This is a genomic window from Bradyrhizobium sp. 149 (assembly GCF_023073915.1).
Classification (GTDB): Bacteria; Pseudomonadota; Alphaproteobacteria; order Rhizobiales; family Xanthobacteraceae; genus Bradyrhizobium.
The window spans coordinates 718,431-744,297 of record NZ_JADPKK010000022.1 but is presented as its reverse complement, the minus strand read 5'-3'; the positions used below and the strand labels follow the sequence as shown (position 1 = coordinate 744,297).

The window sequence follows — 25,867 nt, the reverse complement described above, 5'->3', positions numbered from 1 at the left end:
ATGAGATCGCTTGCCTTGCTCTGCCTGCTCGTTTTCGCCACACCCGCCCATGCGGCCGGCCCCGAGCATTATTATCGCGATTTGCGCGATCGCTACATCGCAAAATTTTCAAAAGCCAAGGAGAACGACGAGACCTTCCGGCAGCACGATGCGGCCCTGAAGGAATTGACATGTGTGCTGCGCGGGCTGGTGGACCGGCCACAATCAAGGGGCTGCCGGCGGTCGGCAAGTCGAACGCCGACACGCTGTTCAAGGGCGACTCCGGCTTCGGCCATCTCGAGGGGCTGGGCTTCGCCTCCGAAGGCGACAAGATGCAGGCCGTCGTGACCACCACCGTGCGGCTCAAGCACTGGCTGCGCGGGTACGGCGAGGACGGCATGCCGCAGGAGATCGGCGCCGCGTTCAAGTCGGACCGCTTCTACTATTACGCGATCCAGGACTCCGCCTTCGCCAAATATGCCGAGCTGCCGATCGCGAAGCCCGCGGGAACGAGCGCCGCGGTCGCCGTGCTGGGCGTGCGCGGCAATGGCGATCTGAAGGGGCCGCTGCATGAAATCGACGTCGTCGCGATCCAGGGCGAGAAAGTGTTCTTCATCGCTGCAAGCGACGCCGCAAAGACCGTCGAGATCCCGGCCTGCGAAAAAGTCTGGACGCAGATGATGGCGAGGTCGATCGACAACAAGGACCCGCGCGGCGACATGACCCACGAAGACATCGCAATGACGGCTTTCACCCTGTGCTTTGCCAAGGAGCGCCAAGCCAGAGCTGGTTCGCAGCGGTCGTCAACAAGGCGCAGAGCCAGTTGGAGCTGCTGCCGCTGCCCTAACGCGATCATCCTGTTGCTTGAGCCCTACAGCGTTGCGCGGCGCGCCATGGTCCAAGAATGCGCAATCGGAAATTGCACCTTTTCTTGCAGACGCGACCAAGGCCGGAGCAGCGCGATATTGCCCCAGGTCCGCATCGACGAGGTCGTCGGCACGCAATGCTCGGATTCGGCAACGCCCGTGGAACTCGATCGCGACGAGGGGGTTGCATTGCGGTTGGAACCGAACGGGTAGAACACTTGAATCGCCGACAATTCCTGGAAGCCTCGGCATTGACGCCGTTGGCGACATTACTACCTGGCGCAGTCTCTGCGGCATCGGCGGCGGAGTTGCCGTTCGGCCCGTCCTATGTCCGCGAGCTTGCCCGCAATTTGGCGAGCAAGCCCTTTGCGCCACCAGAGGAAAAGGTCCCGGACGCGCTCAAGGATCTCACCTACGATCAGTACCGCTCAATCCGCTTTCTGCCGGAGCGCGCGCTTTGGCGCAACGAGAAGCTGCCCTTCGAGGTCCAGTTTTTCCACCGTGGCTTTTTCTATAAAAGCAGGGTCGACATCTACGAGGTCTCCGGCGGACGAGCCGTACCGATCAGGTACCGGCGCGATGATTTTGCATTCGGCGGCGAGATCGGGCAGGTACCGGACGTCGATCTCGGATTTGCCGGCTTTCGCATTCACGCTCCGATCAATCGGGCCGACTATTACGACGAGGTTTGCGCCTTTCTTGGCGCCAGCTACTTCCGTGCCGTTGCCAAAGGCGAGACCTACGGCCTGTCCGCGCGCGGTCTGTCGATCGATACCGGTGAGAGCAAGGGAGAAGAATTTCCCGTGTTCAAGGCCTTCTGGCTGGAGAAGCCCGCGCCGGGCGCCACATCCGTCGTGGTCCATGCGCTGCTCGACAGCAAGAGCGCCGCGGCAAGTTATCGCTTCACGATCAGGCCGGGCGCACCGACGGTCTTCGACGTGGAAATGTCGCTTTATCCGCGGGTCGAACTGCAACATGCCGGCCTGGCGCCCATGACGAGCATGTTCTTTTTCGGTCCGAACGACCGACACGATGTCGACGATTTCCGCCCCGCGGTGCACGACTCCGATGGGCTTGCCGTGTTCAATGGAAAGGGCGAGCAACTCTGGCGTCCTCTCAACAATCCACGCGATCTGCAGGCCAGCACATTCAATGACCTCAATCCTCGCGGCTTCGGCCTGATGCAGCGGGAGAGAAACTTCTTTGCCTACGAGGACATCGAATCGCGCTTTGAGCGTCGCCCGAGCCTCTGGGTCGAACCGATCGGAGATTGGGGAGAGGGCAGCGTGGTCCTGTTTGAGATCCCGACCAAGGAGGAAGTTCACGACAACATCGCGGCCTTCTGGCGCCCGAAAACGGCTCTCCAGGCCAAGAGCGAAAACAACTACACCTATCGTCTGCACTGGGGTCCGGACGCGCCGAAGCCCAATTCGCTGGCCCGGTTCACCCGCACAGGCGTTGGCGCGCGCGGCGACGACAGCAAATTGTTCGTGCTCGAACTCGCCGGCGACAGATTGAAGGAGGTCGATCCTGACAAGGTGAGGGGGGCCGTCAGCGCCGACAAATCCGAGATCAAGAACGTCGTCACACAGCCAAACCCGGAAACCGGCGGCTGGCGCCTGAGTTTCCAATGCGCCGTGAAGGATGCACCGATCGAGTTGAGGGCGGTCTTGATGCAGGGCGATCAAGCCATATCCGAAGTCTGGGTTTACCGATGGGCGCCTTGACGACGTCGCCTGCGCTCTCGCCTGACCTTGGCGTTCGCTATCTTCCCGATGAAACGCCTCTCCCGATGCGGCCTTGCCGCTTGGACAGGACCAACAGTGCCGATCCGGCGCGACTGCGGACCACCTTAGCCGTTGCAGCGCGGCGCGCGTTCATTCTCGGCGGAACGGTCGCGATTACCGCTGCGGGCGCCCTTGAGATGTACGATGTTCTCAAGGTTGGTGGGGTCACAGTCCTCGAAGGCATGGTGTTTGGGTTGTTTCTCGTGTTGCTCGCCTGGATCGCGTTTTCGTTCGTGTCTTCATTGGCTGGTTTTTTTGTGCTCCTACGGGGCCGGCCGGATGTGCTTCCAATTGACAGCGACGGTCCACTGCCAGCGATCTCCGGCCGAACAGCCATGCTGTTACCGACCTACAACGAGGATCAGCACCATCTGATGGCGCGACTCCGCGCCATGTACGAGTCGGTCGGCGAAACCGGACAGGCACAATTGTTCGATTGGTTTCTGCTCAGTGACACGACAGACCCGGACATCTGGATTGCTGAGGAGCTTGCATTCCTGGAACTGCAGCGCAATTGCGGCCCCGGCCACCTGTACTACCGTCACCGATCCGACAACACCGCCCGAAAATCCGGCAACATCGCCGAATGGGTGAGGCGGTTCGGGGGCGCCTACGACTACATGATCATTCTCGACGCGGACAGTCTGATGAGCGGGGAGACCATCGTTCGGTTGGCGGGCGCGATGGAAGCAAATCCGCAAGCCGCGCTGATTCAAACGCTTCCGATCGTCGTCAATGCGCGGACCCTGATCAGCCGGCTTCAGCAGTTCTCGGGTCGTCTGTACGGTCCCCTGATTGCGGCCGGGAACGCCTGGTGGCATGCCTCCGAGGGCAACTACTGGGGACATAATGCAATCATCCGGGTGCAGGCTTTTGCGCAAGAGGCGGGCTTGCCCGAATTGCGCGGGAGGAAGCCTTTCGGCGGGCACATCCTCAGCCACGACTTTGTGGAAGCCGCACTGATGCGACGCGCGGGGTGGGGGATTTTCATGGCCCCGGGTCTCGGCGGGAGTTTCGAAGAGGTGCCACCGTCCCTGCTGGATTTCGCGGCGCGAGACCGTCGCTGGTGTCAGGGCAATCTCCAGCATCTTGCCGTTCTGCCGGCCCGAGGCCTGCACTGGGTCTCCAGGCTTCACCTGTTGACCGGGATCGGCTCTTACCTGACCGCCCCGCTTTGGCTACTGTTTCTACTGCTCGGAATCCTGATCTCGTTGCAGGCCTATTTCGTCAAGCCGGAGTACTTTCCCAAGGGCTTTTCGTTGTTTCCTACCTGGCCCGCACAGGATCCCGTGCTTGCCGCCTGGGTCTTCGCCGCGACAATGGGCCTCCTCATCGTGCCCAAATTGCTGGCCTACCTCGTCCTGCTCACCAGGCGCGCGGAACGGCAAGGATTCGGCGGCGGATTTCGCGTGCTGCTGGCGGTGGTCGCCGAGAGCCTGCTTGCCGCCTTGATCGCCCCATCCATGATGATCTTTCAATCCACCGCCGTTGCGGAGATCCTGCTGGGCCGTGACGCGGGCTGGCAAGTGCAACGGCGAAGCGATGGCAGGATCACGCGCGATGAAGTCTATCGCAAATTCACGCTGCCGACCCTATGCGGTCTGGCAATGGCGGCAAGCGCCTACGCCGTGTCGCTTCCGCTGCTGCTCTGGATGTCGCCGGTGATCATCGGCCTGGTTTGTGCCATTCCGATCGGTATCGTCACATCGACATCACCGCGAATAGCGCACCTGTTTGCGACCCCGGAGGACAATCGCGCGCCGGCGCTGCTGCAGAGGGCGAGAGTGCTTGCGGGCCTGGATCGGATCGAAGCCCATGGGGCTCTGATCGAGCTTAGGCAGAACCGCGCGTTGCTGGGACCGCACATTGAGTCCCTCGAAACGCCGCCTCGCAAATCGGGCCAGATCGACATAGACCTCGCGATCGCCCGTGCCAAGATTGAGCAGAGCGATGATTTCGAGGAAGTCGTCAGCAGCCTCAGCGCACGCGAGACCCTTGCCGTGCTGAAGCACCGGCACGCCCTTGAGCAAGTCATGCGAATGCCGCGAGCTACTGCTTCCGCGGAAGTCTAGGTCATGACGGTGTAGGTCAGGGCGTTGACGACCCGGCCTGGGCTCGGGCCGAGGGCGAAATGTCTCCTGTAAGCGCGGCGGGTGGTGCCAACCTATAGCGCGCTGCGCCCCAAATTCCAGCCGCGGCCACCCTCGCCGAAAATCTGATGGCCCGTCGGCGTCACTGCAACCGTATCCTCAAGCTTGATAAAGCCGCGCTTCGGATGCTTCATCGTGGTCTCGATCGACACCACCATGCCTGCTTCGAGCGGCAGGCGGGCGTCGGGATCGTCGTAGGGAACCGGACCTTTGGCGGTCAGGCGAGGGGCCTCGTGGCTGACAAGGCCCATGCCGTGGGCCAAAAACTCCGTGCAGTCCCGTTGGGTAAGCTTCGCGAGCTGCCGCTCGGCCGCGACGTAGATGTCGCCGCCCAACGCGCCCGGCCGGACCGCGGCGAAGGCGGCGCGCTGGACCGCCTCGATTTCGGCCAGACAGTCCCTGAGCTCGGTATCAGGATCGCCGAGCACGGCCATGCGCGCGAGATCGCCGATATAGCCGTGATAATTGCCGCCGGAATCGAGCGACAGCACGTCGCCTTGCTCCCAGCGCTGGGCCGACGGCGCCCGGTTGTGGCTGTTGCCGCAGGCGAGCAGGCAGTATTCGAAGGTCAGGCCGCGATTGGCTTCGGCGATCCGCAAGGCGTCCGACAATTGCTGCTTGGTCGTGCCCGGCCCGTGCCCGGCGATCACCTCCAGCATCGAGGCGATGACGAGCTCGGACGCCGTCTTGAGTTTTGCAAGCTCGTCCGCCGACTTGACCGCGCGTAGCCGCTCGAGCACCAGCAGCGCGTCCTTGAGCTCGGCGCCGGGCAGGGCGTCACTGAGCGCCCGACCGGCATCCATCGGCAGGAACGCCATCTCGACCCCAACCCGCTTCAAGGGCACGCCGGCGTCGCGGATCAGGCTTACGGCCCGCGTGATCGCATCGACCGAGCCGTTGGACTCGGTCCGGACCTGCGCCACCCATGGCGGCGCAACGGCGCGCTGATGGGTCTCCAGCCGATGCCCGACATAGACCGCATGCTCCGGCGCACCCTTGGGATAGACCAGGACCGGTAGATAGCGGCTGACGCCCAGCGCATCCATGTAGTCGAAGAAGATCGCGCGCTCGGCACCCAGCAGGTACTGCACATTGTGCTTGGAGGTCGCGACCAGAATGTCGAGGCCGGCGGCCTCCATCAGACGGTCGAGCTTGGCGGCGTCGAATGGAATGGCGCGCGAGCGGTCTGCGCGGGCGACGTTCTCCTGCATGTCGAACCTCCCAATGCTGCCGTGGCCTCAACCGCTGCGTCGGTTTGCCCGGACCTTGCTGCCTGCAAGTGTGATCCGAGAGAGGGGTTCTGGGTAGGTGCGGATTTATCTGGCCTGATCTGCACGGCCATATCCGTGATTCGCATAAGCTATATTATGGAATATATTTATATACAATCAGATCAGTTGTTTAGGTGGAATTCCTACCACCAAGCCTTCGCTCACCGCCGGTTTTCGGTTCGGCCATGCACGTCTCGACGGGTACTGTGCATGGGGTTGTTTTCGCAGTTTTGAATCCGGCCGATGCCTCCGAAAGCCGATATTGCCGTGACGATGTCCGGCTGCAATAAGCGAAGCTTCGCGAGATCGCAGATGACCTTCTGACCTTCCGTCCGTATAGGTTTGCATCTCAGAACAACAACAAACTCCGAGGAAGCAGACCCATGAGCTTTTCCCGTCGCACGCTTCTCAAGGCCTCCGCCGCGACCGCGGTCCTGGGCGGCCTCAGTGCGCCCCATGTGGCCCGCGCCCAGAGCGCCGAGTTCACCTACAAATACGCCAACAACCTGCCGGACACCCATCCGCTGAACGTGCGCGCCAAGGAGATGGCCGCGGCGATCAAGGCCGAGACCAACGGCAAGTTCGACCTCCAGATCTTCCCGAACAACCAGCTCGGGTCCGACACCGACATGCTGAGCCAGATCCGCTCCGGCGGCGTCGAGTTCTTCACGCTGTCGGGCCTGATCCTGTCGACCCTGGTGCCTGCGGCCTCGATCAACGGCATCGGCTTCGCGTTCCCGGATTACGACACGGTCTGGAAGGCCATGGACGGCGATCTCGGTGCCTTCGTCCGCGGCGAGATCAAGAAGGCCGGGCTCGAGGTCATGGACAAGATCTGGGACAACGGCTTCCGCCAGACCACGTCGTCGAGCAAGCCGATCACCGGTCCGGACGATCTCAAGGGTTTCAAGATCCGCGTCCCGGTGTCGCCGCTGTGGACCTCGATGTTCAAGGCGTTCGATGCGGCGCCCGCCTCGATCAATTTCGCCGAGGTCTATTCCGCGCTGCAGACCAGGATCGTCGAGGGCCAGGAGAACCCGCTGGCGATCATCTCGACCGCCAAGCTCTACGAGGTGCAGAAATACTGCTCGCTGACCAACCACATGTGGGACGGCTTCTGGTTCCTGGCCAACCGCCGGGCGTGGAGCAGCCTGCCCGAGGACGTGCGCACCATCGTCGCCAAGAACATCAATGCCGCGGCGGTTAGGGAACGTGAGGACACCGCCAAGCTCAATGCCAATCTCCAGCAGGAGCTCGCAGCCAAGGGCCTGACCTTCAACCAGCCCGCGGTCGCGCCGTTCCGCGACAAGCTGCGGTCCGCCGGCTTCTATGCCGAGTGGAAGGGCAAATATGGCGACCAGGCTTGGGACCTGCTGGAAAAGGCCGTCGGCAAGCTGTCGTAACGCGTTGGAGCCGTCATGGCTCATATCGAGGTCGAGGTGAGCGGAGTGGCGGGCGAGGCGACTGTTCGGCCCCCTCGCCGACCTTCGTTGCTGGCCTCAACGGAGCGCGCACTCGGCCTGCTCGTCGAAATCCCGGCGGCCATTTTGGTGGTCGCCGAGATCGTGATCCTGTTTGCCGGCGTGGTCGCGCGCTACGGCGTGCACCGCCCGTTGATCTGGTCGGACGAGCTTGCCTCGATCCTGTTCCTGTGGCTCGCCATGCTGGGCGCGGCGGTGGCGTTCCGCCGCTCCGAGCACATGCGCATGACCGCGGTCGTCGCCAGCGCCAAGCCCGCGATGCGGGCGTGGCTCGATCTGGTCGCGACCTGCGCGGCGCTGGCCTTCCTGGGGCTGATCGTCTGGCCGTCCTGCGACTACGCCTACGAGGAAAGCTTCATCACCACGCCGGCGCTGCAGATCTCCAATATGTGGCGCGCCGCGGCGCTGCCGGCCGGCATCTGCTTGATGGCGGCGTTCGCGCTGCTGCGGCTGCTGCGCGCAGCCGATTACCGCACGGTGCTGACGGCCATGGTGTCCGTTGTTGTCGTCGTCGGTTTGTTCTGGCTGGCGCAGCCTTATCTGCGACCGCTCGGCAACCTGAACCTCGTCATCTTCTTCGTCGGCGTCGCCGGCTTCTGCGTCTTTGCCGGCGTTCCCATCGCGTTCGGCTTCGGGCTCGCCATCTTCGGCTATCTGGCGCTGACCACGCGCACGCCGGTCATGGTGCTGGTCGGGCGGATGGACGAGGGCATGAGCCACCTCATTTTGCTCTCTGTTCCCCTGTTTGTATTTTTGGGCCTCCTGATTGAGATGACCGGCATGGCGCGGGCCATGGTGGCGTTCCTGGCGAGCCTGCTCGGCCATGTCCGCGGCGGGCTGCATTATGTCCTTGTCGGCGCGATGTACCTGGTCTCCGGCATCTCGGGCGCCAAGGCGGCCGACATGGCGGCGGTCGCGCCTGTGCTGTTTCCGGAGATGAAGCAGCGCGGCGCCAAGCCCGGCGATCTCGTCGCACTTCTTGCGGCCACGGGCGCGCAGACCGAGACCATCCCGCCGAGCCTCGTGCTGATCACGATCGGCTCGGTCACCGGCGTCTCGATCGCCGCGCTGTTCACCGGCGGCCTGTTGCCCGGCGTGGTGCTCGCGATCACGCTGTGCACGCTGGTGCGGTGGCGCTATCGCCACGAGGACATGAGCCATGTCCGACGCGCCAGCCCCAGTGAGATCGGCAAGACCTTCGTCATCGCCCTGCCCGCGCTCGCGCTGCCCTTCGTGATCCGCTACGCCGTGGTCGAAGGCATCGCGACCGCAACCGAAGTCTCCACCATCGGCATCGTCTATGGAGCCCTGGTCGGCCTCCTCGTCTACCGCCGCTTCGACTGGCGGCGGCTGTTTCCGATGCTGGTCGAGACCGCGGCGCTGTCGGGCGCGATCCTGCTGATCATCGGCACGGCCACCGGCATGGCATGGGGCCTGACCCAGTCCGGCTTCTCGCGCTCGCTGGCGTCCGCCATGACCGGATTGCCGGGCGGCGCAGCGACCTTCATCGCCGTCTCGATCGTGGCCTTCACCATCCTCGGCAGCGTGCTGGAGGGCATTCCGGCGATCGTGCTGTTCGGGCCACTGCTGTTTCCGATCGCCCGGGCCGTCGGCGTGCACGAGGTGCACTATGCCATGGTGATCATTCTCGCCATGGGCATCGGACTATTCGCACCGCCCTTCGGCGTCGGCTATTATGCCGCCTGCGCCATCGGACGCGTCGATCCGGCCGAGGGCATCAGGCCGATCTGGGGCTATCTGCTGGCGCTGCTGGCGGGATTGATCGTCGTCGCCGTGTTTCCGTGGATCTCGATTGGTTTCCTGTAAGCCGGCGCGTAAGGGAGGTGTCGATGAGCGAGCGGCAGAACCAGTACAATATCGGCCTGGACAAGACGCCGGCCAACTACGTGCCGCTGAGCCCGTTGAGCTTCCTCGCGCGCAGCGCCGCCGTCTATCCCGATCATGTCAGCGCGGTCTACGAGGGGCGCAGCTTCACCTGGCGCCAGACGCATGAGCGCTGCAAGCGCTTTGCTTCGTACCTTGCCGGCAAGGGCATCGGCGTCGGCGACACCGTTGCGGCGATGCTGCCGAACATTCCGGCGATGAACGAGGTGCACTTCGCCGTCCCCATGACGGGTGCCGTGCTCAACGCACTGAACATCCGGCTCGATGCGCCCTCGATCGCGTTTCAGCTCGACCATGGCGGGGCAAAAATCATTCTGGTCGACCCCGAATTTTCCGGCGTCATCACCGATGCGCTGTCACAAATGAGTGGCCCGAAACCGTTCGTGATCGACGTCGACGATGCCGCGTTCAAGGGCGGCCGGCGCATCGGCGAGATCGAATACGAGGCCGCGCTCGCGCAAGGCGATCCTGACTTCGCGGCGATCCTGCCGGGCGACGAATGGGACGCGATCGCGCTGAGCTACACCTCGGGCACGACGGGCAATCCAAAAGGCGTCGTCACCCATCACCGCGGCGCCTATCTGAATGCGGTCAGCAACATCCTCGCCGGCAATCTCGGCCAGCATCCGGTCTATCTCTGGACGCTGCCGATGTTCCATTGCAACGGCTGGTGCTTCCCCTGGACTATCGCGGCCGCCGCCGGCATCAATGTCTGCCTGCGCAAGGTCGAGCCGACCAAGATCTTCGAGCTGATCAAGACGCATGGCGTCACGCATATGTGCGGCGCGCCGATTGTCTACAACACGCTGATCAATGCGCCCGACGCACCGAAGGGCGCCGCCGCGCGCCGCGTCGTCGGCCTGATCGCCGGTGCCGCGCCGCCCGTCGCGGTGCTCGAAGGGGCCGAGAGCATCGGGATCAAGCTGACACACGTCTACGGCCTGACCGAGGTCTACGGCCCCGCCTCCGTCTGCGCCGAGCAGCCCGGCTGGGACGATCTGCCCGCAGCCGAGCGCGCCAGCTTGAAGCGGCGGCAGGGCGTGTCCTATCCGCTCGAGGAAGGCGTCACCGTCATCGATCCCCAGACCATGAAGGAAGTGCCGCGCGACGGCGAGACCATCGGCGAGGTCATGTTCCGCGGCAATATCGTGATGAAGGGCTATCTCAAGAACGAAAAGGCGACGAAGGAAGCCTTCGAGGGCGGCTGGTTTCACACCGGCGACCTCGGCGTGCTCGACGCGCACGGCTATGTCATCATCAAGGATCGCTCCAAGGACATCATCATTTCCGGCGGCGAGAACATTTCCTCTGTCGAGGTCGAGGACATCCTCTACAAGCACCCCGCCGTGCTGTTCGCCGCCGTGGTCGCAAAGCCCGATCCGAAATGGGGCGAAGTGCCCTGCGCCTTCATCGAATTGAAGGATGGCGCGAGCGCGAGCGAAGCCGAGATCATCGCCTTCTGCCGCTCGCATATGAGCGGCTTCAAGACGCCAAAGGCCGTCGTGTTCGGGCCGATCCCGAAAACGTCGACGGGAAAGATCCAGAAATTCCTGCTGCGCAACGCAGCGGGATCGGCGAAGGCGATCTCGGCCTGAGTCTGTCCGGGCTCAGACGCCCGCACGCCCGAAGGCGGCGGGCGAAAGGCCTCTGCGCCGCTACATCTTCTTGTAGGCGTCGATCAGCGCCTGGCCGTCGGGCCCTGCTTTCTTGAGCCAGTCGGCGGTGAGCTGTTCGCCGATCTTCTGGAAGCCGGCCTTGAGCGCGGGCGTCGGCGGCTCGACAGTCATGCCCTTGGCCTTGAGCTGGTCGATGTACCAGGTGCTCTTGTCCTGCCAGGCCTTCCAGCCGCGCGTTTCCGCGGTCGCGGCGGCCTTGAGAATGGCCTCCTGGGTCGGCTTGTCGAGCGCGTCGAACGCGGCCTTGTTGACGAAGGTGTAGTCCTTCGGGATCCAGGCCTGCACGTCGTAGAAGTACTTCAGCGACTCCCATGCCTTCGCGTCGTAGCCCGTGCCGCCCGACGACATGAAGGAGTTCACCACACCGGTCGCAAGTGCCTGCGGCAGCTCGGCGGCCTGGATGGTGACGGACTGCGCGCCAACCAGCTCGCCAATGCGCGCGGTTCCAACGTTGTAGGCCCGCCATTTCAGGCCCTTCATGTCTTCGATCATTGCAAGCGGCTTGCCGACGTAGACGCCCTGCGGCGCCCACGGCACGACGAACAGGAGCTTGAGACCCTGCGCATCGAGCTTCTTGGCAATCAACGGCTTCGACGCCTGATACAGCTTCATCGCGTCCGGGAAGCTGGTGGCCAGAAACGGCACCACGTCCACCCCGAATACCGGATCCTCGTTCTCGTGGATTGACAGCAATACTTCGCCCATCTGCGCCTGCCCGGTCATCACCGCGCGCTTGATGTCGGGCGCCTTGAACAGCGAGGCGCCGGGATGAACTGTGATCTGGAGCTTGCCGGACGTGGCGGCTTCGACGTCCTTGGCGAACGCGACCAGATTCTCCGAGTGCGGATTGTCGGCGGGATACGCTGCCGGCAGATTCCATTTGGTTTGAGCCAAAGCGGGTGTCGCGGCCAGCATGACACCGCCTATCAGGCCTGCGGCTAAACGAGACTTCATCGGACTTCTCCTCACGGTCAATTTGAAACTTGGCGCGATCAGTCGGGGAAAGCGAGCTTGGGCAGAAACAGAACGATCTGCGGATACTCCGTGATGATGAACACGGCGCCGAGCAGGAGGACAAAGAACGGGAATGCCGCCCGCGCAACAGTGAAAGTGTCGCGCCCGCTCATGTTCTGGAGCACGAACAGATTGAAGCCGACCGGCGGCGTGATCTGCGCCATCTCGACATGGATGATAAGGTAGACGCCGAACCAGACCAGGTCGAGACCGGCCTGCCGGACCATCGGCAGCACGATCACGGCGGTCAGGACGATCATCGAAATGCCGTCGATCAGGCATCCCAGGATGATGTACATGATGCTCAGATACAGCGCGAGCATGCCCGGCGTGAGCTGTTGGCCCTGGACCCAGGTGGCGAGTGCCGCCGGAATGCCCGTATAGGCCATCGCAGCCGTGGTGTAGGCCGCACCCGCCAGGATCAGCATGATCATGCAGGTCAGGCGCGTCGCGCTCATGATGCTTTCGAGGAAGTTCCTGCGCGTAAGCGTGCCGCTCCACCACGCCAGCAGCAGCGCGCCCGTGACACCCCACGCGGCGCATTCCGTCGCCGTCGCAAAGCCGAGCACGAGCGAGAGGAAGACCGCCAGGATCAGCAACAGGCAGGGCGCAAGCCTGGCCGACTCGCGCAGCTTCTGGCGAAGCGGCATCGGGGGATCGCGCGGCGGAATCTTCTTCGGGTTCAACAACGACCAGATGATGATGTAGCCGGAATAAAGCACCATCACGAGCACCCCCGGCAGAAAACCGCCCAGGAAGACCTGAAGCACGGAGACATTCGCCGTGACCGCATAGACCACCATCGGGATCGACGGCGGGATCAGGAGTCCGAGCGTGCCGGAGCCCGCGAGCGAGCCGAGACTTAAGCCTTTGTCGTAGCCACGCTTGTCGAGCTCGGGCAGCGCGATCTTGCCGATGGTCGCGCAGGTCGCCGCCGACGAGCCCGACACCGCCGCGAAGATGCCGCAACCGATCACGTTGACATGGGTGAGGCGCCCGGGCAGCCACTGAACCCAGGGCGACAGGCCGCGAAACATTTCTTCGGACAATTTGGTGCGGAACAGGATCTCGCCCATCCAGATGAACAGCGGCAGCGCGGCCAGTGTCCACGACGAGCTGGCGCTCCATGTTGTGGTCGCGAGCACCGCGCCGAGCGGCAGACTCGTCGTCAGCGCCATCGCCACGAATCCAACGAGGCCGAGAGAGACCGCGATCCAGATGCCGCTTCCCAGCAGCAGAATCATGACGCCGAGCAGGACGAACGACAGCTCGATCATGCCGAGATTGGCCATCGTCAACCTCCGCCGCCCTGCGAGATGCGCTCGATGAATTCGTCCGGTGTCTCATCCGGCGAGCCCTTCTCGTAGCTGGGCCGGTTGCCGCCGACGACACTGATCATTTCATCGATGAGCGCGATCGACAGGATCACAAGACCGCCGGCAAAGCCGAGCTGCGGAATCCAGAGTGGAAGCGCGACGACGCCCTGCGCCACGTCGTTGAAGCGCCAGGAATCGTAGGTCATCTGCACGGCATGCCGGGTGAAATAGAGAACGAAGGCGGTGGAAATCCCGAGCGCCACGACCTCCGCGACCTGCTTGGTGCGCCCGCGCAGACGCTCCAGCAGCAGGCCGACGCGGATCATCTCTCCGCGCTTGAAGGTGTGAGCGAGCCCGAGGAAAGCCATCGCGGCCATGCACCAGGACGCGAAATCATCGCCGGCGGGAATGTTGACCGCAAACTGGCGCCCGACCGACATGATCATCATGATTGCGAAGATCGCAACCATGAAGACGCCGGCGGCGTAGCCCGCACCGAGATAGAGGAGATCCAGGGCGCGTCGCACCAGTCGCCGGTTCGTTACATCGTCCGCTGCCAACGCGATCCCCATCCTCACACGAGGCGATTCAAACGGTCCTGGCCATTACAGATCGCGTGCCAGTCCTGCTTGAATATCGCCCCTGCCCTAGCGCCTGTCTTTCAGACGTTAGATCAACATGATGGGGCCGGCGCAAGCAAGGAGTATGCCGGCCTGTGCCGGAAATTCCCCCCGCAGGTTCAGCGCGTCTCCAGCCGCAGCCCGTCATAGGCGGGTACTACTCCCGCCGGCAGCGACTGCCGGATCACCTCGTAATCGACGTCGGCGGTCATGTTGGTGATGACCGCGCGCTTCGGCTTGAAGCGCTCGATCCAGGACAACGCGTCGTTGATGCTGAAATGGCTGACATGGCTGGTATATCGCAAGCCGTCGACGATCCAGAGGTCCAGATTTTCCAGCGCACCCCAGCTCTCGCGCGGGATGTCGTTGAGGTCGGGCGTGTAGGCGGCATCGCCGATACGATAGCCGAGCGCGGGAATGTTGCCGTGCTGCACCAGGAAAGCCGTCATCGTCACCGCCCCACCCTTCCCATGGATGGTCTGGCTTTCACCGGCCTCGATCGACTGCGCCGTCAGGATCGGCGGGTAGTCGCTGCCCGCCGGCGAGACGAAGCAATAGGCGAATCGCGACATGATGTCGTTCGCAGTCGTCTGGTTGAGATAGGTCGGAATCCGCCGGCGCATGTGCATCACGACCGAACGCAGATCGTCCATCCCGTGGGTCTGGTCGGCGTGCTCGTGGGTCAGGAACACTGCATCGATGTGGTCGACATTGGTCGAGAGCAATTGCTCGCGCAGGTCCGGCGAGGTGTCGATCACGATGCGCGTGGTGCCGTCGGCCGATGTCTGCTCGACCAGCAACGAACAGCGGCGGCGGCGGTTCTTGGGATTGTTGGGATCGCAGGCGCCCCAGCCGAGTGCCGGGCGCGGCACGCCGGCGGAGGAGCCGCAACCCAGGATTGTCAGCGTCAGCGTCATGCGGCTCCCAATCCTAAGCTTTCACCCTGGAGAACAGGCGAAAGAAATTTTCGCTTGTCTGGCGCGAGATCTCGTCAAACGACACACCGCGTGTTTCGGCGAGCACTTTTGCGACCTCGACCACGTAGGCAGGTTCGTTGCGCTTGCCCCGGAACTTGCCGGGCGCAAGGTAGGGCGAGTCTGTTTCAACCAGAATACGGTCGGACGGCAGTTCGGCCGCAAGCGCGCGCAGGGCCTCGGACTTCTTGAAGGTCAGGATGCCCGTGAAACCGATGTAGAACCCGAGCGACACCGCCTTCAGCGCCAGCTCGCGCCCGCCGGTGTAACAATGCAGTACGGCGCGAAACGATCCTTTCGCAGCCTCTTCCTCAAGGATGCGGCCGCAATCCTGGTCCGCCTCGCGGGTGTGGATCACCAGCGGCAGGCCGGTGGCGCGGGCGGCGGCGATGTGGGCGCGAAAGCCCCTCGCCTGCGCTTCCGGCGAGCCGTTGTCGTAGAAATAGTCGAGCCCGGCCTCCCCGAGCGCGACGACCCTGGGATGCTGCGTCAGCGCGATCAGCTCGTCCGGCGCGATGCCGTCTTCCTCATCCGCGTTGTGCGGATGGGTGCCGACCGAGCAATAGACGTCGTCGTAGCGCTCGGCGATGGAGAGAAGCTGGTTCAGCTTTCTCACCCGCGTCGAGATCGTGACCATGCGGCCGATGCCGGCCGCGCGTGCACGCGACACGATCCCGTCGAGATCGTCCGCAAAGTCCGGAAAATCCAGATGGCAGTGGCTGTCGACCAGCATGGTGCGAACGCCTCTAGGCTGCCGGCTCGATGTAGCGCGGGAAGGCCGGCGTCGGCGCGGGCAGCGTCGAGCCTGGCGCGATGCGCGTGGCGCCGCCGAGTGCGGCGAAGTTGCGCTCCCCTTCGGGGATACCGAGGCTGTTCAGCAGCAATCCCGAGGCGGTCGGCATCACCGGCTGGGCCAGGATCGCGATCTGGCGCACGACTTCGGCGGCGACGTAGAGCACCGTCCTCTGCCTGACAGGATCGGTCTTGGCGAGCGCCCACGGCGCCTCGCCCGCGAAATAGCGGTTGGCTTCGGCGACCACGGCCCAGACGGCATTGAGCCAGTGATGGATCTGCTGGCTGGCCATGGCCTCGCGTGACGCGGCGATCATGCCGTCGGCCATCGCCAAGATCGCCTTGTCGTTGTCGCTGAACTCGCCGGGCTCCGGGAGCACGCCGCCGAGCTGCTTGGCGATCATCGACAGCGAACGCTGCGCGAGGTTGCCGAGATCGTTGGCGAGATCGGCATTGATGCGCGCGACGATGGCCTCGTGATTGTAGTTGCCGTCCTGACCGAACGGCACCTCACGCAGGAAGAAATAGCGCATCTGGTCGACGCCGTACTGGTCGGCGAGGTTGAAGGGATCGACCACGTTGCCGACCGACTTCGACATCTTCTCGCCCCTGCTGAACAGGAAGCCATGCGCATAGACCCGCTTCGGTAGTGGGATCCCGGCCGACAGCAGGAACGCGGGCCAGTACACCGCATGGAAGCGGATGATGTCCTTGCCGATGATGTGCACATCGGCAGGCCAGTAGCGCCAATTCTCGTCGCTCTCGTCGGGGAAGCCGACGCCGGTGATGTAGTTGGTGAGCGCGTCGACCCAGACATACATCACGTGCTCTTCGTCGCCGGGCACCTTGACACCCCAGTCGAACGTCGTGCGCGAGATCGAGAGATCGCGCAGGCCGCCCTTGACGAAGCTCACCACCTCGTTCTTGCGGGAGTCAGGCCCGATGAAATCGGGGCGATCCGCGTAGAGCTTGAGCAGCTTGTCCTGATAGGCCGACAGGCGGAAGAAGTAGCTCTTCTCCTCGACCCATTCGACCGGCGTGCCCTGCGGCCCGCGCCGCACGCCGTCGTCGTTCAGGCGCGTCTCGTCCTCGGCGTAATAGGCTTCGTCGCGCACGGAATACCAGCCGGCATAGGTGTCGGCATAGATGTCGCCGTTCGCTTCCATGCGCCGCCAAATCTCCTGGCTGGAGCGGTGATGCTGCTCCTCGGTGGTGCGGATGAAGCGATCGAACGACACGTTCAGGCGCTCGTCCATTTGCTTGAAACGGTCGGCATTGCGGGCGGCGAGCTCCGAGACGGACATTTTTTCGCTGGCCGCGGTCTGCACCATCTTCTGGCCGTGCTCGTCGGTGCCGGTCAGGAAGAACACATCCTTGCCGTCGAGTCGCGCGAAGCGCGCCAACGTATCGGTGGCGATCGCCTCATAGGCGTGGCCGATATGCGGGCTTCCATTGGGATAGGCGATCGCAGTCGTGATGTAGAAGACGTTGTCACGCGCGGGAGCGGCCACGGGCGTGCTGGCCTGCGGCGCTACGACCGGCTTCGGCGCGCGGAGGACTTTGGGTTTCAATACATTGGGCTTCGCAGCCTTTGGCGGCGTGGCAACAGGAGCCGGTGCGGCGGTCACGGCAGGCGCTGCCACCCTCGCCTTCTTGGTTACCTTCTTCGCAGGAGCCTTGTTTTTCGCCGAAGCCTTGGCTGGCTTTTTGACTGCTTTCTTCACCGTCTTCTCGGCAACGACCTTCTTCGCAACCTTCTTGCCGGCCTTCTTTGCCGTCTTTGCAGCGCTCTTCTTCACTGCCTTCTTGGCGGCCGTCTTCTTGGTCTTAGTGGCTTTCTTGACCTTCTTGGCAGCTTTGCGCGCGAGCGCCTTCACAGCCTTTTTCCCGGCTTTGTTTACGGGCTTCTTGGCAGCCTTCTTCTTGCTGCTCTTGCCTTTAGCGTTTTTCTTAGCTCGCGTTGCCACGACAAATTCCTTTACCGGCTTCTCGAAATTTGGAAACGAACCTGCGTTAGTTTATTGTCTTGAGCATGATCCCATCGGAAAACCGCTGGACACTTTTCCGGATCATGCTCTAGCGCGTTGCGTCCGCCAGCCAGCCGAACACCGAGAAAACCAAGGGCTTTCGCTCCAGATTGTAGATTTCGGTATCGCGCGCGGCGCGGACGATCTTTTCCCATACCTCAGCTAGGCGCGCAAGGCGCGGCAGGTTTTGGTTGGCATTGGCCTCGTCGGCGTGCAGGCGTTCCGCGATCCAGCGATCGATGCCGTCGATGAAGGCGGCAAGCGCAACGCGGTCACTGGTGCCAAGTGACTCGCCGAGCGTGTGCAATTCGCGCGGATCGACCTGCGGCAGTCGCGCGAGCAGTGCGGCCGTGCGTTGCTGGAGCTTCAGGGCGTCGCCGCCGAGCAGCGTCAGTGTCCGCGCGACGCTGCCCTCGGAGGCCTCCGCCGCCTCGCGCAACGCCGGATCGTTCGGGTTGAGATCGGAGGTTGCGGCGGCTGCACCGATCACGTCGTCGGTCGCGAGCGCGCGCAGGCGCAGCTTGCGGCAGCGCGACTGGATCGTGGCGAGCACGCGTGCGGGCGCGTGGCTCACCAACAAGAACAGCGATTGCTGCGGCGGTTCCTCGAGAATCTTCAGCAGCGCGTTGGCTGCGTTCGGATTGAGCTCGTCGACTGTGTCGACGATGCAGACGCGCCAGCCTTCGGCCGCTGCAGTCGAGCCGAAGAAGCCAATCGTCTCGCGCGTCTCGTCCACGGTAATCACGGTGCGCATCACGCCGCGGTCATTCGCGGTGCGCTCCAGCGTCAGCAGGCCGCCATGCGAGCTGGCCGCAACCTGCCGCGCCACGGCATGGTCCGAATTGATTGCGAGGTCTTCGGCGCGCTGCACGGAAGGCGCCAGCGGCTGGCTGTGAGCGAGCACGAAGCGCGCCATCCGATACGCCAGCGTGGCCTTGCCGATGCCTTGCGGCCCGCCGATCAGCCAGGCATGCGGGATGCGTCCGCTGCGATAGGCGGCAAGCAGCGCGGTCTCGGCCTCGCGATGGCCGAACAGAAGGCTCGTCTCGCGCGGATGAGGAATGGCGGTTTCGCGCTCGGTCTGACGCGGGCTCATAAGGACACCACCGATGCCGGCGTCGGAAGGAGGCGATCGCGCAGCGCGGTCCAGACGCGTCCGGCGACCGTGTCGGGATCGGAATTAGCGTCGATCAGCACGCAACGTGCGGGATCGTCCGCCGCGATCTTGCGATAGGCTTCGCGCAGACCCTGATGGAAACCGAGCTTCTCGGCTTCGAACCTGTCTGGCGTGCCGCTGCCGCGGCGTGCGGCCGCGCGCTGCAAACCGATCTCGACAGGCAGGTCGAGGATGATGGTGAGGTCCGGCTTGAGATCGCCGATCGTGACCCGCTGCATCGCGTTGATCAGCGCGGCCGGCACGCGGCCGAGGCTGCCCTGATAGGCCCGCGTCGAATCGGCGAAGCGGTCGCACAGCACCCAGGTGCCCTGATTGAGCGCGGGCTGGATCACGGTGCGGACATGGTCGTCGCGCGCGGCCGCGAACAGCAGCGTCTCGGCCTCGGGTCCCAGCAGCTTGCCCATGCCTGACAGCACCAGATGCCGCATGATCTCGGCGCCCGGCGAGCCGCCCGGCTCGCGCGTGACGAGGATGCGCATCCTTGCCGCCTTGAGACGGTCGGCGAGCTTCTTGATCTGGGTCGACTTGCCAGTCCCCTCGCCGCCTTCAAAGGTGACGAAGCGTCCGCGTCCAGACGGCCACTTTACCGCGCTTTCACTCATGATCAGAGCTTCTCGGCGCCCGCGCGGAACATGCCGATCACCAGCTCGCTGGCGCCGTCGATTGCACGGCGCACGGTCGAGCCGGTGCCGATCGCGTCAGCGGCATAGACCGGCGTCTCCACTGCGATGTTGCCGCTGCGCCAGACCCTGACCAGCCCGACCTTCTGGCCGGCCTCGACCGGGGCGCGCACCGGACCGCTATAGACGACGCGCGCGATCAGCTTGTCGCTGCCGTTCTTGTGCACCATCACCTTCACGGGCGTCTTGGCGACCAGCTTCACCGAGCGGCTCTCGCCGCCGAACACCTTGGCGTAGCCGACGGGCTGATCGGCTGCGATCAACGTGCGGGTCTCGAAGTTGCGAAAGCCCCATTCCAGCATTTTCTTGGCTTCCGTGGCGCGATCCTCGGGATCTTCCAGTCCGTTGACGACGACGATCAGCCGCGTGCCGTTCTGCACCGCCGAGCCGACCATGCCGTAGCCGCCTTCCTTGGTGTAGCCGGTCTTCAGACCGTCGGCACCTTCCATCGAATTGAGCAGCGGATTGCGGTTGGGTTGGCGGATCTTGTTCCAGGTGTATTCCTTCTCGCCGAACAGTTTGTAGAATTCGGGGAAGTCGAGAATGATGTGGCGGGCGAGCATGCCGAGCTCGCGCACCGTCATCTTGTTGGCGGGGTCGGGCAAGCCGTTGGAATTGCCGAAGGTCGACTTCGTCAGGCCAAGCTCGCGGGCGCGCTTGGTCATGAAGTCGGCGGCGAAAATCCGCTCGTTGCCCGCCATGGCTTCGGCGAGCGCAATGCAGGCGTCGTTGCCGCTCTGGATGATCGCCCCATGCAGGAGATCGTCGACCGAGACCTTGCTGTTGATCGCGGCGAACATGGTCGAGCCACCGGAGGGGGCGCCGCCCCTGCGCCAGGCATTCTCACTGATCCGGTATTCGTCAGTCAGCTTGATATCGCCCTTCTTGATGGCATTGAAGACGACCTCCGCTGTCATCAACTTCATCATGCTGGACGGGGCGCGCAGCTCGTCGGCGTTCTTCTCGAACAGCACGCTGCCGCTGGAGGCTTCGATCAGGATCGCGGTCGGGGCGTCGCCGTCGAAGCCGGAATCATCTGCTTTCTTGGCGCCCTGGACGCTCTGGTTGGCGGCGTAGAGCGCCCCGCCCCAGCCAATGCCCGCGACCAGAGCCGTCGCGATCAGTCCGCGCGCCACCGCTCCGGCGGTGAACCGGGTAAGACCGAACGAAGAAAGACGAAATGCCATGGCCAAGCCCTGAGAGCGGCGTTCTAACAGTTGGGACCGGTGCGAACAACATGAGGTGGCCGCTCGTCCCGAGATTGCACGATTCTCGTCGCGCCCCTATCGTGGCACCTCAGATTTTCTGACCAAACCTCTGAAACAAGGCGGAAAAGCGATGTCCTCCACCCGCGTGATCAAGGCCAACGGGATCGACCTGTTCATCCGCGAAGCCGGTCAGGGTCCGCTGGTGGTGCTGTGCCATGGCTGGCCGGAACTCTCCTACTCCTGGCGCCACCAGATCCCGGCGCTGGCGGAGGCCGGGTTTCGCGTTATCGCCCCCGACATGCGCGGCTATGGCCAAAGCTCGGCGCCGCCCGACGCGACAGCCTATTCGATCTTCGACACGGTCGGCGACGTCGTCGGCCTCGTGCAGGCACTCGGCGAGACCAAGGCGATGGTGGTCGGCCACGACTGGGGTGCACCGGTGGCCTGGCACGCGGCGCTGTTCCGGCCCGACATCTTCACGGCGGTCGCCGGCCTGAGCGTGCCGCCGCCGTTCCGCGGTCGCGGCAAGCCGCTCGACCTTCTGCGCCAGGGCGGCATCACCAATTTCTACTGGCAGTATTTCCAGGCACCCGGCGTCGCCGAGGCCGAGTTCGAACATGACGTCGCGCGCACCATGCGCATCGTGCTCGGCGGGCGCGGACTTGCCGATCCCTCAGCGGCCATGTTCGTGCCGGAGGGCAAGGGCTTTCTCGGCCATGCGTCAGCCGAGGAGCCGTTGCCGGACTGGCTCAGCGAGGCGGACCTCGCCTTTTTCACCGAAGCCTTCCGCAAGTCCGGTTTTCGGGGCGGGCTGAACTGGTATCGCAACCTCGATCGAAATTGGGAACTGACGGCGCCCTGGCAGGATGCTCAAATCCACCAGCCCTCGCTTTTCATCGCCGGTTCGAAAGACGCCGTCATCACCGGCCTGATCGGGGCCAAGCGCGTCAACGAGCTCGAACGCGTGCTGCCCAATCTGACGCGAAAGCTGATCATCGAAGGCGCCGGCCATTGGGTACAGCAGGAGCGGCCCGACGAGGTGAATGCGGCGTTGGTCAGGTTCTTGAAGGAAAGCGCGGTCTAGTACAGGCCGCGGCCGCTCAGGATCCCGCGGGCCTCGGCAGCCCCGTCCGAGGCGCTCTCGGTCGCGTAGCGGCCGTCCTCGTCATAGGACACGGCGCGCGCGTTCTGGAGCACCCGGCCCCGGCTGCGGCTCGAGGCCGACATTTCCGAGGTCGCGTTGAGCGAAGCCATGTCGCCGGAGGTGTTGCCGAGATTGTAGGGTCGCCCCTCCGGCGTCGGAACCTCGCCGCGAATGGCGCCGCGGTTCGACGACGGCAGCTCCGGCACGAAGGGCCTCGCCGAGGCGACCCGGACCATCGAGGGTGACGGCGCCGGGATCCCGGTCCGCAAGGTGGCCATCAGCTGGCGGTCATCGGAGCCTTCCAGCGGCGCCCGGCCGACATATTCGACACGGACCTTGGCGACCCCATTACCTTTGAAGTCAAGCAGTTCGGCGGCTTTGTTCGAGACATCGATGAGCCGGTTGCCGTGATAGGGCCCGCGGTCATTGACGCGCACGATCAGCGACTTGCCGTTCGATACGTTGGTCACCCGCGCATAGGACGGCATCGGCAGGGTCGGATGGGCCGCGGTCAGCGAGCCCATGTCGAACACCTCGCCATTGGCAGTCAGGCGACCGTGGAAATCGTCGCCATACCAGGACGCCATGCCCTCGGCACGGTAGTTGACGTCCTCTTCGGGCACATAGGTCCGGCCGCCCACCACATAGGGCTTGCCGACGCGGTAGGCGCCGCCGCCCTTCGGGACGGGATCACCCAAAGCCACGACCCGGGGGCTCGAAGACACGCCGTATTTCGGATCGATGCGGCTGGCGAATTTGTTGGAGGAGGCGCAATTGGCGAGCGCAAGGCAGGTTGCGGCCGTCGCAACACCGCGCGCGACCCGCAAAACCGAATCTGACCGTCGGATCCCCATTCGCCCCAAATACCATTTCGCCGGCGGCGTACCCAACCCGCTTTGGCTACGGGGAAGCGCTGTCCGGTCCTTTGCTCCGAGGCGGCCCACCACCGCGTCGGAAGTGGTCACGATAACGCAACCCGAACACGGCGGAAATGGGGAGCCCACAGCCATCACGCCGGGATGGTAAACGGGGCGTTTGCTTCTCCCCGTTGAACTACGGGGCGCGAGCGCCCTGCTCTGTGCCACGGCCGGACATTCTGTTGCGCCAAATCCTCACTCCACCCCCATTGTCGGACCGCTCACTGGAATTCTTTTGACTGTGCAAGGCCGCCCGCGTTTTCTCGCGTGCAAGGCGGAATGGAATGAGACGATGATCGAGACGGTTTCGGCACTGATGGGTTTGGTAAGCGCGGGGATCTTCCTGGCCCATGCGTTTGAAGGTTACCGCACGAGGGCCTGAAGCACTCGCGCGGGCAGCAAGCATCACCTCTTTCAAGACGGCGCGTTCGGACAATTTTAATCGGTCCGATCGAGCATCGAAGACGAGAGCGACAGGTGTCCCATGCGCAATCATGACCTCGTATCCGATGGCTTCCTGGCATTGACCGCCGGCGGTTTGGTCCTGCTGTGCTCGAGCCTCGTGGCATTGGCCTTCGCCTGAGCACCCCGGCACTTTCCTGTTTCCAGCGACAGCCACGCCGCGGTGCAGCGCGCGATTTGTTTGCAACCCGCACTCCGGAGAAATACGCTCAGCGCAGTCCAAACAGCGAGCGCCAATAGAGGCTGTCACGGGCTTCGCTCAGGCAGACGAAGCTGCCGTCAAAACCTTGGCCGTACCGCTTCTGGCCTTTGCCGTAGTAGACGCCTTTGCTGAAATCGAGCCAGACGACCCGGTCGTGCGGGCAATGACGCTGCGCCTGCGCCTCGTAGCGAAACGGCGTCAGCGGCGTGGCCGATACCTCAGCAGCGCTGCAACCGATCAGGATCGCAGCCGCGAGCGCGACCGCGCCGGGCCATCTGCCGAAGCTGCTCCAAGATACTCCGCAAGACACCACCCGCCTCCCGATCCTGGCCATCGCACGATGGCCACTCGGCACGGTAGCACGAAACGGCAGGGTCCTCCGAAGGCGACAGGCGCCTCGCGACTTCCGCAGGCCATCTTGTCGGGTTACATGCAAGCGAGATGATCTCGATCCGAGGATACTGCCTGAATGTCGGTTGAGCCTGGACCCGAAACCCGCCTGCCCTTGCCGCGTCTGGGGTTGATCCCAATGGTCATCTTCGGCTCGCGCTGGCTGCAACTGCCGCTCTATTTCGGGCTGATCGTGGCGCAATGCGTCTACATCGCGCTGTTTCTCAAGGAGCTCTAGCATCTCTCCTGGCACGCCCTCGACCTCACCGAGCAGCAGATCATGATGAGCGTGCTGGCACTGATCGACGTCGTGATGATCTCCAATCTGCTCGTGATGGTGATCGTCGGCGGCTACGAGACGTTCGTCTCGCGGCTCGAGCTCCAGGGCCACCCCGATGAGCCGGAATGGCTCGGCCACGTCAACGCGAGCGTCCTGAAGATCAAGCTCGCGATGGCCATCATCGGCATCTCCTCGATCGCGCTGCTGCGCACCTTCATCGAGGCGGGCAATCTCGGCTCGAACCGCGCCGGCTTCACCGAGACCGGTGTGATGTGGCAGGTGCTGATCCACCTCACCTTCGTCGTCTCGGCGATCGGCATTGCTACGTCGACAGACTGAGCGACTCCGGGGCGCGCAAGCACGCGGAGTAAGGCTCGAGGGCCGGCTTTCTTTCACTTGTCCGCTTCGAGTTGCTGCAACGCCTGGTGCAAGCATTCCTGAAGCTTGGCCGCGACCTGTTCGCGCGCGACGCCGCTGGCGGCAAGATCGCCTGACACCTTGTCCAGGATCTCGTCCATCGTCTGGTTCACCAGATGATCCGTCACCAAGGCCGTCGCGTAGCTGGCCGCGGCATCGCCGCTGAAGCCGAGCTGGCTTGCGGCCCATAGCCCGAGCAGCTTGTTGGACCGAGCCGCGGCCTTGAACATGAGCTCCTCGTCGTGGACGAATTTGGCCTCAAAGCCCTGCTCGCGCTTGTCGAACGTGGTCATGGTCAGCTCCATTCTCGCTTTCGCTGATCGGGATCGGACAGGCTGGAAGCGAACGTCTCCGTGGTTCACGTCGGTTCAGGATCATTTGAAGCTTCCGGCGGAAGGCAAACGCCGTCAAGCCCGCGCGTGGCTGCTCCGCAGACCGGGCACACATTCACTGCGCACACCAGCTCCACGCCAGCCCGCCCGGCTAGGCAGGGATGTTTACCATTCCTTAAGCAGACTCAGCGCCGCATGGCCCGGGGACATCGAGAGCTGACGCATGAACAAAGAGCTGCGGGAGTTTCGACGACTTGAACGGGTCTGCCTGGAGCAGGCAGCCCTCTCCACCATGGACCTCGCACGAAGCGGGTTGCTCAAGGTCGCTGACGATTGTCGCGTCGCAGCCGAAGCGATCGAGGCGCAACCGCCGCGCAGACCGTTCGCAAGTGCCGTCCAGGCGCTGAAGCAGGCGTTGAGCGTGACGCGCGTCCCTCACCGGCACTGAGGAGGCCGCTCCCGGGCGAAGCCATCTTGGACGGGGCGACCGCGTTCGGTCAGCCCTTCGCCTCCGTCTGTTCACGTGCCAACCGTTCGGCCCTCAGCCGTTCCTTGTTGGCATAAAACGCCTTCTGCGCCGCTTCGTGATCGCGCATGGCTTTTTCAGCTTCGATACGGCGTGTCGCATCGCGCGCCTGCCGCTGTTCGGGGGTCAAGGGCTTGCGCCGGTAGGAAATGTCTTCCGTCATGGCCAATTAACGCGGAAATGAGGAAAGAGTTCCGCATGGTCCCGCTGCGCGGCACTGTGGGCCGACTGCATAACCGCGAAAACAACCCCATGCACAGTAGCGAAGTGCTTC

Annotated in this window: 21 protein-coding genes and 2 pseudogenes; 9 read left to right on the top strand and 14 right to left on the bottom strand. The window is 63.8% G+C overall.

Features of this window, described 5'->3' with window-relative positions; genetic code table 11:
* From IVA88_RS21220 to mdoH, 3 genes and pseudogenes are all read left to right on the top strand, one after another.
* Positions 1–826: pseudogene (locus tag IVA88_RS21220) on the top strand (hypothetical protein).
* 237 nt (positions 827–1,063) lie between these two features.
* Positions 1,064–2,572 (top strand): glucan biosynthesis protein G, encoded by a 1,509-nt coding sequence (locus IVA88_RS21215; protein ID WP_247500374.1) that lies wholly within the window; start codon positions 1,064–1,066, stop codon positions 2,570–2,572.
* Positions 2,560–4,704: a glucans biosynthesis glucosyltransferase MdoH gene (mdoH, locus tag IVA88_RS21210; RefSeq protein WP_256466816.1), complete on the top strand. Its 2,145-nt coding sequence runs from the start codon at positions 2,560–2,562 to the stop codon at positions 4,702–4,704. Before IVA88_RS21215 ends, mdoH begins: the two co-directional genes overlap by 13 nt.
* Positions 4,705–4,796: 92 nt before the next feature.
* Here mdoH and IVA88_RS21205 read toward each other — a convergent pair whose 3' ends face one another.
* Positions 4,797–5,993, bottom strand: coding sequence for a Xaa-Pro peptidase family protein (locus tag IVA88_RS21205; protein WP_247499130.1), 1,197 nt, complete (start codon positions 5,991–5,993; stop codon positions 4,797–4,799).
* A gap of 443 nt (positions 5,994–6,436) precedes the next feature.
* Here IVA88_RS21205 and IVA88_RS21200 point away from each other — a divergent pair, with 443 nt between their 5' ends.
* From IVA88_RS21200 to IVA88_RS21190, 3 genes are read left to right on the top strand one after another with little or no spacing between them, the layout of a single operon-like run.
* Positions 6,437–7,456: a TRAP transporter substrate-binding protein gene (locus IVA88_RS21200; protein WP_247499129.1), complete on the top strand. Its 1,020-nt coding sequence runs from the start codon at positions 6,437–6,439 to the stop codon at positions 7,454–7,456.
* Positions 7,457–7,471: 15 nt separating this feature from the next.
* Positions 7,472–9,361 carry a TRAP transporter large permease subunit gene (locus tag IVA88_RS21195; protein ID WP_247499128.1) on the top strand — a complete coding sequence of 630 codons (1,890 nt, stop codon included), beginning with the start codon at positions 7,472–7,474 and terminating at the stop codon, positions 9,359–9,361.
* A 23-nt stretch (positions 9,362–9,384) separates the two neighbouring features.
* Positions 9,385–11,034 (top strand): acyl-CoA synthetase, encoded by a 1,650-nt coding sequence (locus IVA88_RS21190; protein ID WP_247499127.1) that lies wholly within the window; start codon positions 9,385–9,387, stop codon positions 11,032–11,034.
* Between the two features lie 60 nt (positions 11,035–11,094).
* Here IVA88_RS21190 and IVA88_RS21185 read toward each other — a convergent pair whose 3' ends face one another.
* The 9 genes from IVA88_RS21185 to IVA88_RS21145 form a co-directional block, all read right to left on the bottom strand.
* Positions 11,095–12,069, bottom strand: a complete 975-nt coding sequence (locus IVA88_RS21185) for a TRAP transporter substrate-binding protein (RefSeq protein WP_247499126.1) — start codon at positions 12,067–12,069, stop codon at positions 11,095–11,097.
* A 38-nt stretch (positions 12,070–12,107) separates the two neighbouring features.
* Positions 12,108–13,421 carry a TRAP transporter large permease subunit gene (locus tag IVA88_RS21180; protein WP_247499125.1) on the bottom strand — a complete coding sequence of 438 codons (1,314 nt, stop codon included), beginning with the start codon at positions 13,419–13,421 and terminating at the stop codon, positions 12,108–12,110.
* A 2-nt stretch (positions 13,422–13,423) separates the two neighbouring features.
* Positions 13,424–14,017 (bottom strand): TRAP transporter small permease, encoded by a 594-nt coding sequence (locus tag IVA88_RS21175; protein WP_247499124.1) that lies wholly within the window; start codon positions 14,015–14,017, stop codon positions 13,424–13,426.
* Positions 14,018–14,184: 167 nt separating this feature from the next.
* Positions 14,185–14,982 (bottom strand): MBL fold metallo-hydrolase, encoded by a 798-nt coding sequence (locus IVA88_RS21170; protein WP_247499123.1) that lies wholly within the window; start codon positions 14,980–14,982, stop codon positions 14,185–14,187.
* 13 nt (positions 14,983–14,995) lie between these two features.
* Positions 14,996–15,772 carry a TatD family hydrolase gene (locus IVA88_RS21165; protein WP_247499122.1) on the bottom strand — a complete coding sequence of 259 codons (777 nt, stop codon included), beginning with the start codon at positions 15,770–15,772 and terminating at the stop codon, positions 14,996–14,998.
* A gap of 13 nt (positions 15,773–15,785) precedes the next feature.
* Positions 15,786–17,798 carry a methionine--tRNA ligase gene (gene metG / locus IVA88_RS21160; RefSeq protein ID WP_247499121.1) on the bottom strand — a complete coding sequence of 671 codons (2,013 nt, stop codon included), beginning with the start codon at positions 17,796–17,798 and terminating at the stop codon, positions 15,786–15,788.
* A gap of 109 nt (positions 17,799–17,907) precedes the next feature.
* Positions 17,908–18,954, bottom strand: a complete 1,047-nt coding sequence (locus IVA88_RS21155; protein WP_247499120.1) for a DNA polymerase III subunit delta' — start codon at positions 18,952–18,954, stop codon at positions 17,908–17,910.
* Positions 18,951–19,637 carry a dTMP kinase gene (gene tmk, locus IVA88_RS21150; protein WP_247499119.1) on the bottom strand — a complete coding sequence of 229 codons (687 nt, stop codon included), beginning with the start codon at positions 19,635–19,637 and terminating at the stop codon, positions 18,951–18,953. The genes IVA88_RS21155 and tmk overlap by 4 nt, the downstream gene beginning before the upstream one ends.
* Before the next feature lie 2 nt (positions 19,638–19,639).
* Positions 19,640–20,902, bottom strand: coding sequence for a D-alanyl-D-alanine carboxypeptidase family protein (locus IVA88_RS21145; protein WP_247499118.1), 1,263 nt, complete (start codon positions 20,900–20,902; stop codon positions 19,640–19,642).
* A gap of 151 nt (positions 20,903–21,053) precedes the next feature.
* Between IVA88_RS21145 and IVA88_RS21140 the strand changes: the two genes are divergently transcribed.
* Positions 21,054–22,007 carry an alpha/beta hydrolase gene (locus tag IVA88_RS21140; RefSeq protein ID WP_247499117.1) on the top strand — a complete coding sequence of 318 codons (954 nt, stop codon included), beginning with the start codon at positions 21,054–21,056 and terminating at the stop codon, positions 22,005–22,007.
* On the opposite strand, the gene IVA88_RS21135 is transcribed toward IVA88_RS21140, so the two are convergent.
* The gene (locus IVA88_RS21135) at positions 22,004–22,921 is read right to left on the bottom strand and encodes a septal ring lytic transglycosylase RlpA family protein (protein WP_247499116.1); all 918 of its coding nucleotides are present in this window, start codon (positions 22,919–22,921) and stop codon (positions 22,004–22,006) included. The two genes, IVA88_RS21140 and IVA88_RS21135, sit on opposite strands and share 4 nt — an antisense overlap.
* A 734-nt stretch (positions 22,922–23,655) precedes the next feature.
* Positions 23,656–23,982, bottom strand: coding sequence for a hypothetical protein (locus IVA88_RS21130; protein WP_247499115.1), 327 nt, complete (start codon positions 23,980–23,982; stop codon positions 23,656–23,658).
* A 135-nt stretch (positions 23,983–24,117) separates the two neighbouring features.
* On the opposite strand from IVA88_RS21130, the pseudogene IVA88_RS21125 reads away from it, so the two are divergent.
* A pseudogene (locus tag IVA88_RS21125) lies at positions 24,118–24,689 on the top strand (TIGR00645 family protein).
* 21 nt (positions 24,690–24,710) lie between these two features.
* On the opposite strand, the gene IVA88_RS21120 reads toward IVA88_RS21125, so the two are convergent.
* Positions 24,711–25,028: a DUF1476 domain-containing protein gene (locus IVA88_RS21120; protein ID WP_247499114.1), complete on the bottom strand. Its 318-nt coding sequence runs from the start codon at positions 25,026–25,028 to the stop codon at positions 24,711–24,713.
* Positions 25,029–25,290: 262 nt separating this feature from the next.
* Between IVA88_RS21120 and IVA88_RS21115 the strand changes: the two genes are divergently transcribed.
* Positions 25,291–25,515, top strand: coding sequence for a hypothetical protein (locus IVA88_RS21115; RefSeq protein WP_247499113.1), 225 nt, complete (start codon positions 25,291–25,293; stop codon positions 25,513–25,515).
* Between the two features lie 49 nt (positions 25,516–25,564).
* Here the strand turns inward: IVA88_RS21115 and IVA88_RS21110 are convergent, their stop codons facing one another.
* Positions 25,565–25,756 (bottom strand): hypothetical protein, encoded by a 192-nt coding sequence (locus IVA88_RS21110; RefSeq protein ID WP_007591059.1) that lies wholly within the window; start codon positions 25,754–25,756, stop codon positions 25,565–25,567.
* Positions 25,757–25,867: the final 111 nt, after the last annotated feature.

What these genes read in the sequence shown, in the direction of transcription:
- IVA88_RS21145 (WP_247499118.1), bottom strand. Translation starts at nt 20,902, where the DNA reads ATGGCATTTCGTCTTTCTTCGTTCGGTCTTACCCGGTTCACCGCCGGA.
- IVA88_RS21110 (WP_007591059.1), bottom strand. Translation starts at nt 25,756, where the DNA reads ATGACGGAAGACATTTCCTACCGGCGCAAGCCCTTGACCCCCGAACAG.
- IVA88_RS21180 (WP_247499125.1), bottom strand. Translation starts at nt 13,421, where the DNA reads ATGGCCAATCTCGGCATGATCGAGCTGTCGTTCGTCCTGCTCGGCGTC.
- IVA88_RS21200 (WP_247499129.1), top strand. Translation starts at nt 6,437, where the DNA reads ATGAGCTTTTCCCGTCGCACGCTTCTCAAGGCCTCCGCCGCGACCGCG.
- IVA88_RS21120 (WP_247499114.1), bottom strand. Translation starts at nt 25,028, where the DNA reads ATGACCACGTTCGACAAGCGCGAGCAGGGCTTTGAGGCCAAATTCGTC.
- IVA88_RS21155 (WP_247499120.1), bottom strand. Translation starts at nt 18,954, where the DNA reads ATGAGCCCGCGTCAGACCGAGCGCGAAACCGCCATTCCTCATCCGCGC.
- IVA88_RS21190 (WP_247499127.1), top strand. Translation starts at nt 9,385, where the DNA reads ATGAGCGAGCGGCAGAACCAGTACAATATCGGCCTGGACAAGACGCCG.
- IVA88_RS21170 (WP_247499123.1), bottom strand. Translation starts at nt 14,982, where the DNA reads ATGACGCTGACGCTGACAATCCTGGGTTGCGGCTCCTCCGCCGGCGTG.
- IVA88_RS21185 (WP_247499126.1), bottom strand. Translation starts at nt 12,069, where the DNA reads ATGAAGTCTCGTTTAGCCGCAGGCCTGATAGGCGGTGTCATGCTGGCC.
- tmk (WP_247499119.1), bottom strand. Translation starts at nt 19,637, where the DNA reads ATGAGTGAAAGCGCGGTAAAGTGGCCGTCTGGACGCGGACGCTTCGTC.
- IVA88_RS21130 (WP_247499115.1), bottom strand. Translation starts at nt 23,982, where the DNA reads ATGGCCAGGATCGGGAGGCGGGTGGTGTCTTGCGGAGTATCTTGGAGC.
- IVA88_RS21195 (WP_247499128.1), top strand. Translation starts at nt 7,472, where the DNA reads ATGGCTCATATCGAGGTCGAGGTGAGCGGAGTGGCGGGCGAGGCGACT.
- IVA88_RS21115 (WP_247499113.1), top strand. Translation starts at nt 25,291, where the DNA reads ATGAACAAAGAGCTGCGGGAGTTTCGACGACTTGAACGGGTCTGCCTG.
- mdoH (WP_256466816.1), top strand. Translation starts at nt 2,560, where the DNA reads ATGGGCGCCTTGACGACGTCGCCTGCGCTCTCGCCTGACCTTGGCGTT.
- IVA88_RS21140 (WP_247499117.1), top strand. Translation starts at nt 21,054, where the DNA reads ATGTCCTCCACCCGCGTGATCAAGGCCAACGGGATCGACCTGTTCATC.
- IVA88_RS21175 (WP_247499124.1), bottom strand. Translation starts at nt 14,017, where the DNA reads ATGGGGATCGCGTTGGCAGCGGACGATGTAACGAACCGGCGACTGGTG.
- IVA88_RS21205 (WP_247499130.1), bottom strand. Translation starts at nt 5,993, where the DNA reads ATGCAGGAGAACGTCGCCCGCGCAGACCGCTCGCGCGCCATTCCATTC.
- IVA88_RS21165 (WP_247499122.1), bottom strand. Translation starts at nt 15,772, where the DNA reads ATGCTGGTCGACAGCCACTGCCATCTGGATTTTCCGGACTTTGCGGAC.
- IVA88_RS21135 (WP_247499116.1), bottom strand. Translation starts at nt 22,921, where the DNA reads ATGGGGATCCGACGGTCAGATTCGGTTTTGCGGGTCGCGCGCGGTGTT.